The 15,202-nt window shown below is 47.8% G+C and carries 11 protein-coding genes; 8 read left to right on the top strand and 3 right to left on the bottom strand.

What is annotated here, in order from left to right:
• The first annotated feature begins 20 nt into the window (after positions 1–20).
• From MEALZ_RS14850 to MEALZ_RS14840, 3 genes are read left to right on the top strand one after another with little or no spacing between them, the layout of a single operon-like run.
• A complete protein-coding gene (locus tag MEALZ_RS14850) occupies positions 21–1,001 on the top strand; it encodes an ABC transporter permease (RefSeq protein ID WP_014149469.1) in 981 nt (326 codons plus the stop codon).
• Positions 1,001–2,332, top strand: a complete 1,332-nt coding sequence (locus MEALZ_RS14845; protein ID WP_014149468.1) for an ABC transporter permease — start codon at positions 1,001–1,003, stop codon at positions 2,330–2,332. Before MEALZ_RS14850 ends, MEALZ_RS14845 begins: the two co-directional genes overlap by 1 nt.
• A complete protein-coding gene (locus tag MEALZ_RS14840) occupies positions 2,329–3,942 on the top strand; it encodes an ABC transporter ATP-binding protein (protein WP_014149467.1) in 1,614 nt (537 codons plus the stop codon). Before MEALZ_RS14845 ends, MEALZ_RS14840 begins: the two co-directional genes overlap by 4 nt.
• A gap of 54 nt (positions 3,943–3,996) precedes the next feature.
• Here the strand turns inward: MEALZ_RS14840 and MEALZ_RS14835 are convergent, their stop codons facing one another.
• Positions 3,997–5,613: a LysM peptidoglycan-binding domain-containing protein gene (locus MEALZ_RS14835; RefSeq protein ID WP_014149466.1), complete on the bottom strand. Its 1,617-nt coding sequence runs from the start codon at positions 5,611–5,613 to the stop codon at positions 3,997–3,999.
• 89 nt (positions 5,614–5,702) lie between these two features.
• On the opposite strand from MEALZ_RS14835, the gene MEALZ_RS14830 reads away from it, so the two are divergent.
• Genes MEALZ_RS14830 through MEALZ_RS21075 form a run of 3 tightly spaced genes read left to right on the top strand, consistent with a single transcriptional unit; the run spans position 5,703 to position 10,205 of the window.
• A complete protein-coding gene (locus MEALZ_RS14830; protein ID WP_014149465.1) occupies positions 5,703–6,419 on the top strand; it encodes a class I SAM-dependent methyltransferase in 717 nt (238 codons plus the stop codon).
• Positions 6,412–6,855, top strand: coding sequence for a ribonuclease HI (gene rnhA, locus MEALZ_RS14825; RefSeq protein WP_014149464.1), 444 nt, complete (start codon positions 6,412–6,414; stop codon positions 6,853–6,855). The genes MEALZ_RS14830 and rnhA overlap by 8 nt, the downstream gene beginning before the upstream one ends.
• The gene (locus MEALZ_RS21075) at positions 6,852–10,205 is read left to right on the top strand and encodes an EAL domain-containing protein (RefSeq protein WP_014149463.1); all 3,354 of its coding nucleotides are present in this window, start codon (positions 6,852–6,854) and stop codon (positions 10,203–10,205) included. The genes rnhA and MEALZ_RS21075 overlap by 4 nt, the downstream gene beginning before the upstream one ends.
• A 33-nt stretch (positions 10,206–10,238) precedes the next feature.
• Here MEALZ_RS21075 and MEALZ_RS14815 read toward each other — a convergent pair whose 3' ends face one another.
• Positions 10,239–11,468: an ISL3 family transposase gene (locus tag MEALZ_RS14815; RefSeq protein ID WP_014147191.1), complete on the bottom strand. Its 1,230-nt coding sequence runs from the start codon at positions 11,466–11,468 to the stop codon at positions 10,239–10,241.
• A 189-nt stretch (positions 11,469–11,657) separates the two neighbouring features.
• Between MEALZ_RS14815 and MEALZ_RS14810 the strand changes: the two genes are divergently transcribed.
• Together MEALZ_RS14810 and dnaQ are read left to right on the top strand one after the other, a co-directional pair.
• Positions 11,658–12,341 carry an alpha/beta hydrolase gene (locus MEALZ_RS14810; protein WP_014149462.1) on the top strand — a complete coding sequence of 228 codons (684 nt, stop codon included), beginning with the start codon at positions 11,658–11,660 and terminating at the stop codon, positions 12,339–12,341.
• A complete protein-coding gene (dnaQ, locus tag MEALZ_RS14805) occupies positions 12,341–13,060 on the top strand; it encodes a DNA polymerase III subunit epsilon (RefSeq protein WP_014149461.1) in 720 nt (239 codons plus the stop codon). The genes MEALZ_RS14810 and dnaQ overlap by 1 nt, the downstream gene beginning before the upstream one ends.
• A gap of 228 nt (positions 13,061–13,288) precedes the next feature.
• On the opposite strand, the gene MEALZ_RS14800 is transcribed toward dnaQ, so the two are convergent.
• On the bottom strand, positions 13,289–15,025 hold the full coding sequence (locus MEALZ_RS14800; protein ID WP_014149460.1) for a DEAD/DEAH box helicase: 1,737 nt from the start codon (positions 15,023–15,025) through the stop codon (positions 13,289–13,291).
• Positions 15,026–15,202 lie beyond the last annotated feature (177 nt).

Here is a 15,202-nt window from a genome sequence, read left to right as displayed (position 1 = left end):
AAGGTTTTGGAGACCTAGCGATGATTCAATATATCATCCGACGAGTTTTATATGCATTTCCGTTATTGCTGGGCGTAAACATTCTGACGTTTGTGTTGTTTTTCGTCGTAAACAGCCCCGAAGATATGGCGCGTATGCAACTCGGGCACAAGCACGTCACCGAGCAAGCCGTCGAAAACTGGAAGCAGCAGCGAGGTTATCATTTGCCGCTGTTGTGGAACGCTGAATCTAGCGGGACAAGCAAGATCACTGAAACGATTTTTTTTCAAAAATCGGCCGGTTTGTTTTGGTTCGATTTCGGAATTTCCGACAGCGACCGGCGTAATATCGGTGCCGATATCAAGCAGCGGATGTGGCCCAGTTTGGCTGTGGCGTTGCCGACTTTAGTGCTGGGTTTGATCACGAATATTTGCGTAGCCTTGTTAATGGTTTTGTTTCGCCGATCTTATCTTGAATTCGGCGGTATTGTTCTTTGTGTCGTGTTGATGTCGGTTTCGTCATTGTTTTATATCATCGGCGGACAGTTTTTTATCGGCAAGGTGCTGAAGCTGGTGCCGATTTCCGGCTACGATGGGGGCTTTCAAGCGTTGAAGTTCATAGTGCTACCGATAGTCATCGGTGTCATATCAGGCATCGGTTCCGGGGGGAGATGGTACAGAACGCTATTTTTGGAGGAGGTCGAAAAGGACTATGTACGAACCGCTAGAGCCAAAGGCTTGTCCGAGACCCAAGTGTTGTTCCGGCATGTGTTAAAAAACGCAATGATACCTATTTTGACCGGCGTGGTCGTGGTGCTGCCGTTGTTATTTATGGGAAGCTTGATCATGGAGTCGTTTTTCAGTATTCCTGGTCTGGGTAGTTATACGATCGATGCGATTAACAGTCAGGATTTCGCGATTGTCCGGTCGATGGTCTTTCTTGGCTCGGTGCTTTATATCGTTGGGCTGTTATTGACCGATATTTCTTATACTTTAGTAGACCCTAGAGTCAGGTTGTCATAATGGTTGTTTTATGGACCGATGCGCTTATTTTTGTGTTGCTGCTCTGCATGATCGTATTGTCGGTTTATATGCTGCGCAACCCTCGAATGAGACGGCCGTTAAGGCAAATAGGCACGAGTAAGACCGGCATGGTATCGCTGACGGTGCTGCTATTTTTCGTGGCGGTGGGTTTGCTCGACTCGATGCATTTTCATTCGAAGGATTCCAATGAAATCGTCAGTGTTTTGGATCAATGGCTGTCGCCGATTCGTTTGCATGGCGAAAAGACCTATTCGGCACCATTTGCTGCCCATCTTTTCGGCAAGGAGTTAATGGTGCTAGAAGATGGCAGTCCGGTATGGGCTTATCCGCGATTGCAATACGGCGGGGCTCATTTGGATGATCCGGAATCCGAGTTGTTCTACGATGTTTTAATGAAGGCGTCTTTCGGCTTTATTAAAAGTGCAATTCCAGCGGCTATCGTGCTTGTCTTATTGGTGCAAAAGTTTCGGCATCGGCAAAATGCATTAATAAGTCAAGCTTCAGCCAAGGCCGTTGCTTGGACCGTCTTTTGGATCGTGACGTTGTGCGCTACATTGCTTGAGTTGTCGTCCTATTATCACGTTTTAGGTACCGATAAGGTCGGTGAGGATGTGTTGTACCAGGCGATTAAAAGCATTAGAACAGGGCTCGTTATCGGGACGCTGACGACGCTGATTATGCTGCCTCTGGCTATCGTGTTTGGTATTCTCGCGGGTTTTTTCCGAGGTTGGGTCGATGATACGATTCAATATTTGTACACGACCCTCAATTCGATTCCGAGTGTATTGTTGATTGCCGCCTCGATTCTGGTCGTGCAAGTCTATATGGCGAAAAATGAAGAGCAGTTCACCAGCTTGATTGTTCGCGCCGATATGAGGTTGCTGTTTTTATGCATAATTTTGGGTGTGACCAATTGGACGGGGCTATGCCGTATGCTGCGCGCCGAAACGCTGAAACTTCGCGAGATGGAGTATGTGCAGGCAGCTTCGGCGCTCGGTGTCAGACGAAGAATTATATTATTCCGGCATATTCTGCCGAACGTGATGCATATCGTATTGATTTCGGTCGTGCTCGACTTTAGTTCTTTGGTGTTGGCTGAAGCGGTGTTGTCATATATCAATATCGGCGTCGATCCGACCACGCATAGTTGGGGGAATATGATTAACGGTGCCCGGCTTGAAATGGCGCGCGAGCCGGTGGTTTGGTGGTCGTTGACGGCATCGTTTCTATTTATGTTTACGCTAGTACTCGCTGCCAATTTATTTGCCGATTCGGTCAGGGATGCATTCGATCCGAGGCGCATGGGATGAATCGAAGCCCCGTTCTTGAAGTTAAAAATCTAACAGTCAAATTCGGCTCCGATAATCCGGTGGTCGATGCTATCGGCTTCGAGGTGCATGCCGGCGAAACGTTTGCAATCGTTGGCGAATCGGGTTCCGGTAAGTCGATTACTGCGTTATCGGTATTGCGGTTATTGCCGGTCAATGCCTGCGTCAATGCTGATGAAATCAAACTAAATGGCGTCGATCTATTGCGCAAGGCCGAATATGAGTTGTGCAAAATTCGCGGTCGGCGGGTTGCATTGATCTTTCAAGATCCGATGTCATCGCTTAATCCGGTGATGACGGTCGGCGAACAAATTGCTGAAGTGCTTAGATTACATTTCTCGATGACGAAACAAGCGATTCGGCAGCGCGTCATCGAATTATTGACGCGGGTTGAAATTCCGGAACCCGAAAAGCGGGCCGGCGAATATCCGCATCAATTATCGGGAGGGCAGCGGCAACGGGTTATGATCGCGATTGCCTTAGCCGGCGAACCCGATTTATTGATCGCCGACGAACCGACGACCGCGCTGGATGTGACGATTCAGGCGCAAATCTTGGCGTTGCTTAAGGCGATTCAACAAAAGACCGGAATGGCGTTATGGTTGATTAGTCATGATTTGGCATTGGTTTCGACGATGGCCGATCGCATTGCTGTCATGCAAAAAGGCAAAATCGTCGAGACTGGGCGGAGCGCTTCGATATTTCAAAATCCCACGCATCCTTATACGCGAAAATTGCTCGATGCCTTGCCGTCGATGGGTAGTTGTCTCGGTCATCAAAGAGAGCAAAGCCCCCCGCTACTGAAGGTCGATGATTTCAAGGTCTATTATCCCATTAGAAAAGGGATCTTTAAGCGAGTTGTCGGCCATGTTCGCGCCGTCGATGGGGTTGGCTTCGAAATTGAACATGGCAAGACCTTGGCCTTGGTCGGCGAGTCGGGTTGCGGCAAGACGACGCTTGGCAAGGCGCTATTGAATTTGATTCCGGCTTATTCGGGAAGGGTCGTTATGGACGGCATCGAATTGCATAAACTGACCGGTGAGGTTTTGCGGCGCAAGCGTGCCGATATTCAGATCGTGTTTCAAGATCCGTTTTCGTCGATGAATCCTAGAATGTTGGTTAGCGAGATTATCGATGAAGGAATTAGAGCCTTGTATCCCGAGGTTGGTGCAGTCGATAGGTATGCGAGAGTTGTCGAGTTGCTCGAGCGGGTTGATTTGCCGCCTGATAGTGCGCATCGCTATCCGCATGAATTTTCAGGCGGTCAGCGGCAGCGAATTTGTATTGCCAGAGCACTAGCCGTGCAGCCGAAAATGATTGTTTGCGATGAGCCGACTAGCGCGTTGGATGTTTCGGTTCAGGCGCAAATAATCGAGTTGTTGAAGGATTTGCAGAAAGAGCAAGGCGTGAGTTATTTATTTATTACGCATGATCTTGGTGTCGTTGCGGAAATTGCCGACGAGGTGGCGGTGATGTATCGCGGCAAGATCGTCGAGCACGGTGAAGTCGAGCAGGTACTGCTGAATCCGAAAAATACCTATACCCGCGAATTATTGGCGGCGGTTCCGCGCTTGCAAAGCAAGGATGTATAAAAAGCAAGGGCAATACCATTGCTCTTGCCTTTATTCTCTAAATGAGGCCAAATCCTAAGTCGATTTGTCGGCTAATACTTTTAGTTGCTGACCCGGCTTCAAAATCTTGTCGACGCTGGTCGAATTCCATTTCAACAAATCGCTAACCGGGACTTTGAATTTTCGCGAAATTTGCATCAAAGAATCACCCGGTTGGACGGTATAGTTAATCGGCTGCGAAGAGGAGTTGGCTTTGGCGACAATTTCTGAGCCTTTATGGATCGTCAACTTTTGTCCGGCTTTTAAATTCGAGTTTGCGTTCAACTTATTCCACTGATAAATTTCTTGAGTGCTAACCGAAAATTGCCGGGATATTTTCCAGAAAGTATCGCCGGGTTTGACCGTGTAAATGATTGGTTTTGCATTGTTAGGCGCTGATTTGGTGGCAACGGTCGATTTTCCGTTTGTCGGTATGAGCAGCGATTTTCCCGATTGAATGTGGTCGGTTTTGCCGAGGCGATTGGCCGTGCGAATAGCGCCGATTGAGGTCTTGTATTTTCGGGCGATTAAGCCCAATGATTCACCGGGTCGGATTGTATGATTAATTGTGCGACTCGCGGCGGCTGTGACGCGAGTTTTATTCGGCACTACCTTTACGGGTGCTTGAGTATAGCGTTGCGCAACCGGAAGCTTGGCTAGGTTTTCTTTGAAAATCGATACTTGATCGACCGGTATCAATAAACGGTGCGGGCCGTTTGGTGCGGTAGCGTTGCGTTTGAAGGCCGGGTTCAATCGCTTAATTTCGTCGACGCTGGTTTGGGCGAGTTCGGCGGCTTTTTTTAAGTCGAGTTGCGTATCCAGGTCGACGACTTCGAAATAAGGCTGATCGGGGATCTCATATAACGGGATGTTGTATTGATCCGGGTTAGCGAAAATTTTCGCAACAGCCAACAGGCGCGGCACATAGTTGAACGTTTCGTTAGGCATTTGCAGCGACCAGTAATCGGTAGGCAAATCCCGGGCCAGGTTTCTGTCTATCGATTTTTGCACGTTGCCGCGGCCCCAGTTGTAGGAGGCCAGTGCGAGCAACCAATCGCCTTCGAAATTATCGCCGAGATCTTTTAAGAATTTGGTTGCTGCCTGTGTGGAAGCATAAACATCACGGCGTCCGTCATACCAGTTATTTTGTTTTAGACCGTACAATCGACCGGTTTCCGGAATGAATTGCCACAGCCCGGAAGCATGAGCCGGAGAATACGCGTCGGGCCGGAATGCGCTTTCGACGACCGGTAACAGAGCCAGTTCGCCGGGAATGTTTTTTGATTCGATTTCTTCTAAAATCAAATGCAAATAAGGTTCGGCGCGTTTTTGCACTCGAACTAAGTATTCCGGGTTTTTAAGAAACCAATTGATTTCCTTATCGATCCTTTCGTTTTCGACTTCCGGCAATGCGTAAAGCGAGACCAAACGTTCCCAAATAGTATGGTTGCCTGATTTAAATAAGGATTCTTTTTTAGACTTGGCGAACTTAAGCTTATTTAGACGTGGTTTGTAATCATCTTTTTTGACGAGCGGCGGTTTTTGGCTAATGCTAAGTGAACTTTTGGCCGGTTGTTGAGTACAACCAGCTGAGAGCGTCAAAATCAAAAACGAAAAAAGCGTCAATGACCTGTTAGAATTAGTCTTAGGCATATCTATATCTTAAATTCATTGCACGAAATGAGTAGTATAGCCCGTTTTTATCATAATTCACTGTAATTAAATTTTTTTGAGCCGATTTTATGAAGCGCGATTTTTTATTCTCTTGGTACGAAACACCGAGAGGAAAAATGCTGCAAGAGGTTGAAGCCGAATATATTCGGCGTTCGATTACGGTCAGTTGTAAACAAAAAGTGCTGCAAATAGGCGGTTTGGGTTGGGAGGATCAATTTATTGACTGCACGCTTTATAACGGTTTTACGATTTTAGATGCCAATAATCTAGGATGCGATGGTGCGCTTAAAATTAAGGCTAAAGCTTATTGCTTGCCTATACTTAGTGATAGCGTCGATCTGATTTTATTGCCTCACTTGCTGGAATTCGATGCAAACCGTTTTCAAACGATGCGTGAAATCGAACGAGTGCTAAAAGCGGAAGGTCATGTGTTGATTATTAATTTTAATCCGTGGAGCTTTTGGGTTCGCTATCAATATCTTTGGGAAAAGAAAATGGCGGATTCGTGGGCCGGACATTTTATCAGTAAGAGAAGAGTGCTGGATTGGTTAAAGCTGCTTAATTTCGAAGCAAAATCGGTTGCCGATTTAAGTATCGATTCGGTTCGTTCCAATCCCGCAAATGCTAAATCTGAAAGATCCTCGTTGCGGGCCACTGCCTACGCAATCAGGGCCATCAAACGTCGATACACACTTATTCCACTAGATTCCAAAGCCTTAAAGCAGCCTCGCATGGCTATTTTGAACGGGTTTGAATCGTCGCAGCGTTTAACGAAAGATGACTGAGTCCGTTGTTATTTATACTGATGGTGCGTGTCGCGGTAATCCCGGTCCTGGCGGTTGGGGGGTCGTTTTACGCTATAAAGGCTCGATCAAGGAATTATTCGGCGGCGAGGCACACACGACGAATAATCGAATGGAGCTAATGGCTGCGATTCAAGCGTTTGAAGCGTTAACACGTCCTTGTTCCGTCAAGATATATACCGATTCGAAATATGTACTGCAAGGCATCACTGAATGGATGCCGAATTGGAAAATACGGGGTTGGTTGACCGCTGCCAAAAAACCGGTAAAAAATGACGACCTGTGGCGTCGTCTCGATGCATCGATGGCTAGGCATCGGGTCGAGTGGATCTGGGTCAAGGGGCATTCCGGCGATCAAGGCAACGAGACGGCAGACCGATTGGCTAATCATGGCATCGATTCTTTAAAGAGAGCATGAGTGTGTTCCAGCGTGTCGGCTCTTCTCAAACCGTTTCCGGTGGAAGTTTTTTTAATGGAAGCACGGTCTTACTCAATGTAGTTGCCGCGCTCAGTTATATTGCCGGGGGTTGTCTCGGCACCTTACTGGCAATTCCGCCGAGTGGCGTGAGTCCGGTTTGGCCGTCGGCTGGGATTGCATTGGCGTTGGTGCTGGTTTACAGGACGCGTTTGTTGACCGGTATTTTTTTGGGTGCGTTGTTTGTTCAGGTGTATGCCTTTCTCGATCATTCCTCATCGGAAATGATTCTTGGCTCCATGGTGATCGGGAGTGTCGTCAGTGTGGCTTGCTGCGTTCAAGCTCTGGTCGGAGCTACGTTAATCGAGCGGTGGGTCGGCATCGGCGATCCGTTAACGGAAGATCGACGCATCTTGCGCTTCATGCTATTGGGCGGGCCGTTAGCTTGTCTGGTCGCGGCGACTGTCGGCGTTATAGTGCTGTGGGCGCGCGGCGTGATTACCGGCGATGATATTTGGTTGGGTTGGGGGACTTGGTGGATTGGCGATACGATAGGCGTGTTGATTTTTACGCCATTTGTGCTGACATTTATCGGCGAGCCAAGATCTTTATGGAGGGTGCGTCGCAACTATGTGGCTTATCCGTTGGTTTTGTTGTTTCTGTTGGTCGTTAGCGTTTTTCAATACGCCAATCGGCAGGAGTCTCTAAAAATCGAGTCGGTTTTCGAGCGACAGGCGATGTTGTTTCATCATGCTTTCAGCGTCTTGGTTCAAGATCATATCGGTACCAATGAGATCCTAAAAGGTTTATTCGATAGCGCCGGTCCCATTTCCAAAGAGAGTTTTAAAATATTTAACGTTCCGCTTTTAGATAAGCACCCGGGTTTAGTGGCGTTGGAGTGGATGGCTCATGTGCCGGCATTCGAGCGGGACGGGTTCGAAAGTTCCCAAAATGAGGGCTTTGAAATACGTGAACCTGACGAATCCGGGCGGATGGTTTCGGCCGGATCACGCACGAGCTATTTGCCGGTTACTTTTCTTGAACCGCTAGACGGCAACGAGAAGGCTTTGGGTTACGATATTTTAGTTAACCCCATAGCATCAAGCGCGGTCGAGAGCGCCAGGGATCGCGGGGCGACCGCAGTTACCGGGAAGCTCAAGTTGGTGCAGGACGGTCATGCCGACAAAAGCGGGATTGTTATTTATTCTCCGGTTTATGAGCGCTTTCAACCGGTGGATACCGTAGAATCCAGGCGGCTACATTTTAAGGGCGTTGCCGCGACGGTGTTTCGCATCGACGATCTCGTGTCGATAGTGTTGAGTAACCTTCCGGATATGCAGTTGTTGATTCGAATATCTGATCATGACTCAATGTTGTTTAGCAATTTTCCAGAGAGACCGGTTCATAAAGTCATCGATTTGCCTTTAAGGGTTGCGGAGAGAATTACAGTCGGTGACCGCGTTTGGTATATTATTTACGAGCCTTCCGGGCAATTTTTTCATAGCCATTTATCGTGGAGTGTCTGGTGGTTATTGCTCGGTGGGTTTTCGCTCACAGGGTTGACCGGCATCGGTTTATTGATGTTGTCCGGACGGACCTTAAGGATGGAGGAAGAAGTTAAAAACCGGACCTTGGAACTGAAGCGGAGTAATGCCAGTCTTGCGGAAAGCGAAAGCCAGTTACGGTTGGCTGCGACGACTTTTGAAACCCATGAGGGTATTTTAATTACGGATAGTTCCGGCAATATCTTACGCGTCAACCATGCCTTTTCTGAAATTACCGGTTTTAGCGCGGATGAAGTGATGGGTCGGAATCCGCGGATTTTACAATCCGACCGACATAATGATTACTTTTATGACGAGCTTTGGCAATATTTACTGAGGGTTGGCAAATTCGAAGGCGAAATTTGGAATCGGCGCAAAAATGGAGAAAATGTTCCGACATGGCAAACGATCACGGCCGTTAAGAATGAACAAGGCGATACGACGCATTTTGTCGCTATTTTTTATGATATTACCGAGAAAAAGAAGGCGGAGAGCGAGATTCACGATCTAGCTTTTTATGACCCGCTGACAACTCTGGCCAATCGCCGTTTACTGGTCAATCAGCTCTCCAACGAATTGGCGGTGAGCAAACGGCAAGGTACTTTCGGTTCTATTATTTTTCTCGATTTGGATCGATTCAAAGTGTTGAACGACTCGTTGGGGCATCATGTCGGGGATGAATTGTTGATTCAAGTTGCGAACCGTTTGAAGGATTCGCTCAGGGAAGAAGACATACCGTCAAGACTAGGCGGAGACGAATTCGTTATATTGATTCATGCCAATAAGCGCAGTCTCGAAGCTGCCAGCGATGAGGCATTACATGTTGCCGAAAAAATAAGGCGCGCATTAAACCGAACATATTTTTTCGACGATTTCGAGCACCATTGCTCGCCGAGTATTGGTATTGCTTTGTTTCCGGATAGTGGTCAAACGGCCAGTCAAATTCTTCAACAGGCCGACAAGGCTATGTATCAATCCAAGACTAAAGGGCGCAATACGATAAGCTTTTTTCATCAAAGCATTCAAGAAGCTGCCGATGCCCGAATGTTTTTAGAAAAAGAATTGCGTTCGGCAATCGAAAACCAGGATTTTATTTTGTATTACCAGCCGCAAACCGACCGATTTGGGCGGCTTTCCGGTTCGGAAGCCTTGATTCGCTGGGAGCATGGGCAAAAAGGTTTAATCGCTCCCGACCAATTTATACCCGTTGCTGAAGAAGCGGGTTTGATCGTGCCTTTGGGAATCTGGGTTTTTCGCGAGTCTTGCGCGCAAATGCGAAAGTGGCTCGATAACGGCTTGGATATTCAACACATCTCGATCAATGTCAGTTCTAAACAATTTCGTCAGCAAGACTTCGTCGATCAAATTGCCGAAGCGATAAGGCAATATGAGGTTCCGGCTTCACGTTTCGTTATCGAATTAACCGAAGGCGTTGTGATTGATAATATTGATGACACGGTCAAAAAAATGCGTGCCTTGAAGCACTTAGGCGTAAAAATCTCGATAGACGATTTTGGGACCGGATATTCGTCGTTGACCTATCTGAAACAACTGCCGCTGGACGAATTAAAAATCGATAAGAGTTTTGTCAGGGATATTACTACCGATTTCAACGATGCCATTATTATTGAGACCATTATTAATATGGCGCATAACCTCGGAATCGATGTCATTGCCGAAGGTGTCGAAACTGAGGCGCAAAAAGACTTTCTGTACAATAAGGGATGTCGAGTGTTTCAAGGTTATTATTTTTCTCGGCCGATGACGAGTGCAGATTTTGAGGTTTGGGTAAGGAAAGGGGAAAGATGAAAGATGAAAGATGAAAGATGAAAGATGAAGGCTCTATGTGAAATACAGTGGGTAATCAAATTTCAACTTTCCACATAGGAAGTAAATCATATTAATGAAATTGTTGATGTTGCGATAGCCTCTGGCTCGCCGTTTAGCCAGCTGAATCTTACTATTGATGCCTTCAAGAATGCCGTTACTAATGAGTGATTCCACGAAATGCACAATTCCCGACCAATGTCCTCGAACTGTGTTGGCGAACTTGATAAACGCTGGAATTTTGGCTGCGTCCACCGCATCGCACCATTGCCTCAAAAAAGCCTCCGCTGTCGGTTTGTCGGGCATTTCCCAGAGATCATTGAATAGCACTTTTAAGCGGTAAGCTTCGCCCAGCGTGGGGTACAGTTGTATCAGTTCATCCAGCTCTTTTTCTTTTTTGTCGGATAGGTTTTCCCGGTTCTTTAGAAAAGTGTATTTGTGGCCTTTCAGAGCATCATGCTCTTTGCGTTCGGCAATGCGCACCTGATTCATGGCCTCGTTCAATAATTTCACAACATGGAATCGGTCAAAGGTAATTTGTGCAGACGGGAATGATTCGGCAGCACCGGCAATAAATGACGGTGACAAATCCATGCTGATTTGCTCCACCTGTTCTTTATCAACACCTTTATCTTCAAGGTGTTGCTGAATACTTTGCAGCGTTGCCTTACCCTTACCTTCGGTGACATGAATTACGCGGGCTTCATCCAAATCAACGCCCAGCGTAACGTAATGATGGCCTTTTTTGGTCGAGGTTTCATCGACGCCCAGCTTGGTTATCGTGCTCGGATCATCGGCTGCTTTTGCCTTGCTAATCCAGTGATTAAAGATAGTCCAGATGCGCTGTGGATTGACCTTCAGTATCTCGGCGACTCGGTTGACCGGCATTTCCCGCTCAATCAAGGCTAGCGCTAAGGCTTCGAATAACAGGGTAAAACCACTGCCTGGCCGTGCCCAAGGAACGTCAACAGTACGGACTTTGCCATCGGTCGTGGTAATGCGCGGCACCGCACAATGGAGGTAACAGGTGTGTTCAAAAAAGCTCAAATGTTGCCATTGCCGCTCTACGGTATCATGCACTGGACAGAGGTTATTCGCGTCGTCTAAGAAGCGCGAGCCAGTCACGAAATCGATATGCAGATGAAGTTCGCTACGGGCCAATTCATCTGTAGAAAAGGTCACAGCTTTGACCTGCCAAGGAGGTTGCAGGCCTAAAGCCATGCTGAATAAAGTTTCACTGTTCATGGCTATATTATTGCATTACCCACTACGAATCACATAGAGCCAAGATGAAAGGTGAAAGGTGAAAGGTGAAAGGTGAAAGGTGAAAGGTGAAAGGTGAAAGGTGAAAGGTGAAAGGTGAATGGTGAATGGTGAAAGGTGAATGGTGAATGGTGAATGGTGAATGGGTAATGGTGAAGGGGATTTGAAAGTATGATGGATGAGATTGATTGGGTTGACATTGCTCCTAGAGCGCCGCATCGGTATACGGTTATTTGGATGCATGGCTTGGGGGCCGATGGGCATGACTTTGAGAGCATTGTACCGGAATTAGGGTTGCCCGACGGTTTGGGTATTCGCTATTGCTTTCCTAATGCGCCTGTGCGCCCGGTTACGATCAATGGCGGAATGGCGATGCGGGCTTGGTATGACATTATGGATATGTCATTGGAACGGCAAGTAGACAAGGCCGGTATTGCCGAGTCATCGGCATCGATCTTGGAATTGATAGACAGGGAAATTGCAGGAGGCGTGTCTTCCGAAAATATCTTGCTGGCCGGGTTTTCGCAAGGCGGCGTGATTGCGCTCGATGCCGGTTTGAAATGTCCGCATCGATTGGCGGGTATCCTAGCGCTTTCTTGCTATTTGCCGACATGGCCTGAAATCGTTCCGGCGCTTTCCAAGGCGAATCGCTCGCTTCCGATATTGATGGCGCACGGTTTGTTCGATAATGTCGTGGCCCGTGAATCGGGTAGAGCGGCTTTTGAGGCATTGACATCGATCGGCTATTCTGTGGTCTGGAAAGAATATCCGATGGCGCATTCTGTTTGTCTTGATGAGGTCGGAGATATCGCAGACTTCATTCGGCAATGTTTTCACATCGGGGGGCATGTGTGATGAGTAAGCCGACCATAAGGCAAATCGTGCTGGACACCGAAACGACAGGGCTTAATCCGCAAGAAGGGCATCGTGTTATCGAGATAGGCTGTGTTGAATTATTGAATCGTCGCCTAAGCGGTCGCCATTTTCATGTCTACATCAATCCGGAGCGGGAAATCGATGCCGGTGCGGTCGAGGTCCATGGAATCACTAATGAGTTTTTGGCCGATAAACCGGTTTTTTCCTCGATAGTCGACGACTTCATTAATTTTATTCGCGATGCCGAATTGGTCATTCACAACGCTCCATTCGATGTCGGGTTTTTAAATCATGAATTCGGCTTATTGAATAATGGGGCCGGAGTTGTCGAGAGTTACAGCTCGGTATTCGATACCTTGACGTTTGCCAGAAAAAAACATCCCGGACAGCGCAATAGTTTGGATGCCTTATGCAAGCGCTACGGCATAGATAACAGCCATCGAGATTTGCATGGCGCGCTTTTGGATGCGGAAATTCTGGCGGATGTCTACCTACTGATGACCGGCGGACAGGCTTCATTGTTGGATGAAGAAATTCCGTCGGATGAGGAGGGGGGGGGCGAGTCGGTAATTGTTCGCCTGCCTTCCGATCGCCCCAGGCTAAAAGTGATCCAATGCGATGCCGAAGAGGTTGCCGAACATCAGCGGCGCTTGGCGGCCATTGAAAAAGCGGGCGGAGTTTGTCTTTGGAAGAATTGACCGGGCCTTTTTACGGCGTTCCTCGAATAGTCTACCCCGCGCCCTAAGATCGTCGAAACTACTCAAACTGGGAATATTGCTGGCTGATATCGGATAAGCCCAAAAAATCAGTTGGTATTCTAAATTCCATTCGCCCTGAGCCTAGTCGCAGGGTTCAGTACGAACGGATTCCAAGCGCACCAAATGATTTTTTAGGGTAATGCGGATAGTGATTATCCGACAAATGAGTTAACTGCCGGCCTTGACTCTTTTTCGTTTGCTATCCGAACCGTCACGTTTTTTAGCCTTGAAAGTTTTTTTCAAGGTTTCGCCCATTCTGGAAATATTCAATTGCTGGCCGGCAACCCTTACTTTTTTCAATTCTTGGAAAATATCCTTGGGTATGCCGGCAGGAAGCTCAACGGTGCTGTAGTTTTCCTCGATTTTGATGCGTGCGATATGATCACCGTCGAGTCCTGTCTCATTAGCGATAGCGCCGACGATATTGCCGGGCTTTACACCATGTGCTTTGCCGACTTCGATACGGTAGGTTTCCATTTCTATGTCGGGGTTTGTTTTACGTTTGCTCTTGCGTTCCTTCCCGTATTCTCGGTCTATCGAGTCTTTTCGTTCGCGGCGTTCGGTTTCTTTTTTGGGTGGGTTTTTCATCAACAACGGCGTTTCGCCCTGGACTTGCTTTGCCAAGGCCGCAGCAATTTCGATCGCCGATACATTATGTTCGTTTTGGTATTGTTCCATCAATTGAATAAAAAAACTCAATTCTTCCGCGGCCAGTGTATCGGTAATGCGTTGTTTGAAACGGGCAATTCTTTTGTTGTTAATAATCTCAGTCGAAGGCAGGCCCATTTCTTCGACTTTTTGTCGGGTAGCTTTCTCGATATTGCTGAGCAACCTTCTTTCGCGCGGCGCGACAAATAATATCGCGTCGCCGGTGCGCCCTGCGCGTCCGGTTCTGCCGATACGGTGAATATAGGCCTCGGTATCGTAAGGGATATCGTAGTTGATGACATGGCTGACCCGTTCGACATCAAGGCCGCGCGCTGCCACGTCGGTTGCGATTAGAATATCCAGTTTACCGTTTTTCAAATGCGCGATTGTTCTTTCGCGCAGTACTTGCGACATATCGCCATTGATTGCCGCGGCCGAATAGCCTCGCGCTTCGAGTTTTTCGGCCAGTTCGACCGTCGCGGTTTTAGTGCGGACAAAAATAATGATGCCGTCGAAGGTTTCCGATTCCAAAATGCGGGTCAGTGCGTCGAGTTTATGGACTCCGCTGACTAGCCAGTAGCGTTGACGTATCGTTTCGGCGGTCGACGTGCGGACCTTAACCGTGATTTCCTCGGGGTCATGTAAATACGTTTGCGCGATTTTGCGTATGGGTGCCGGCATCGTTGCCGAAAACAGCGCGATTTGGCGTTGTTTAGGGGTTTGTTCCAAAATCCATTCGACATCGTCTATAAAGCCCATGCGTAGCATTTCGTCGGCTTCGTCGAGCACCAAGCAGCTTAATTCACCCAGCCTTAGTGTGCCTTTACGCATATGATCCATGACCCGTCCCGGTGTGCCGACGATAACATGCGGGCCGCGTTTGAGCTGGCGAAGTTGAGTCGTGTAGTCTTGCCCGCCGTAGATCGGCAATACATGAAAACCTTTTAAATGCGCGGCATAGCGCTGGAAGGCCTCGGCCACTTGTATGGCTAATTCGCGGGTGGGAGCTAGAACCAAAACTTGCGGTTCGGTTTTTTTCAGGTCGAGGCGGGATAAGATCGGAAGAGCAAAAGCTGCGGTCTTACCGGTGCCTGTTTGCGCCTGGCCTAGAACATCCTTGCCTTGCATTAAGTACGGAATGGTTTGAGCTTGAATCGGGGAGGGGGATTCGTAACCGACATCATCCAATGCTTTAAGTACCGGTTCGATTAGAGTTAATTCACGAAAAGTTGGAAAAGAGGAAACATCGTTGGACATGCAAAGCCTGTGGGTAAATTTAAGACGCGTGGCGCGGAGGGGAGTTAAGTTCGCAATTATACCTCATATTAATCAAACCGGTAAAAATAGATTGACAAGAACGACGTTTTTTTGATTTTAACTATACTGATAAAAACTACCGGCGGCTTTCTCTGCCGCCGACAACTGTCAATCGAG

The organism is Methylotuvimicrobium alcaliphilum 20Z, from assembly GCF_000968535.2.
GTDB classification, from domain to species: domain Bacteria; phylum Pseudomonadota; class Gammaproteobacteria; order Methylococcales; family Methylomonadaceae; genus Methylotuvimicrobium; species Methylotuvimicrobium alcaliphilum.
The sequence above is the reverse complement of the archived record's forward strand: the minus strand, read 5'-3'. Positions and strand labels throughout refer to the sequence as shown.